This window comes from Acinetobacter sp. GFQ9D191M (genome assembly GCF_011174875.1).
Taxonomy (GTDB): domain Bacteria; phylum Pseudomonadota; class Gammaproteobacteria; order Pseudomonadales; family Moraxellaceae; genus Acinetobacter.
Window position 1 is genome coordinate 1 of sequence record NZ_JAALGV010000171.1, and the last position, 802, is coordinate 802.

The 802-nt window shown below is 39.2% G+C and carries 1 protein-coding gene; it reads right to left on the reverse strand.

What is annotated here, in order from left to right; all coding sequences use genetic code 11:
- Window positions 1-770 (reverse strand): IS30-like element IS18 family transposase (locus G5T77_RS16950; RefSeq protein ID WP_166236275.1); only part of this gene is annotated, 770 nt, incomplete at its 3' end.
- Between the last annotated feature and the right edge of the window lie 32 nt (window positions 771-802).

Below are 802 nucleotides of genomic sequence, written 5' to 3' on the forward strand. Positions count from 1 at the left end.
TGAATAGACTTGTAAGGATCAGCAAAATACGTCTCTATGCCAGCATCAGTAATTCTTTTGTGTTCGGAAAATTCTTTGCCATTATCAAATGTCACACTATAAGCATGGCTCATTTGTAAACGATCTAATGCACAAGTAATCGTTTGAGAGGATGCTCTTGTTGGCCCTAAATGAACAATATGTACATACAGGCTCTTTCGATCAACGAGAGTCAATAAAGCACCTTTATGATGTTTACCAATCACCGTGTCACCTTCGAAATCTCCTAAACGTTGTCGTTGATCAATGACCTGGTCTCGGCAGTGAATACTTGTTTTATCAATGATTTGACCCCTACGATCCGTGTTTTTGTAACCGCGTTTTCGATATTTCTTCTGATGCCTTAAATGTAGATGAAGTTTACCGCCTTTTGATTTATCTTGATAAATGTACTGGTAAATCCACTCATGTGAAGGTACATCCAGCCAACCGCGTTGTGTTAAAGCACCTGAAATTTGTTCGGGTGACCAGTCCAAACCAATCAAATAATCAATATAAGCGAAGGCAAATGCTGTCATTGATGATGAAGGACGGTACCGTCTTTGACTTGCAAATTTAGCTGCCTGTTGAGCTCTATATCCACGTTGCCCAGTATTTCTTTTTAATTCACGGTAGATGGTTGATCGTGAACGTCCTAATTCCCGAGCAAGGGTAGCGATTGAACTTTTACTTTTCAAAGTAGCATAAATTTCGTATCTTTCATCTTGAGAAAGTTGGGTGTATTTCTTCATTGTGTGCTTTCCAATTGCGAGTTGAAAAAGTC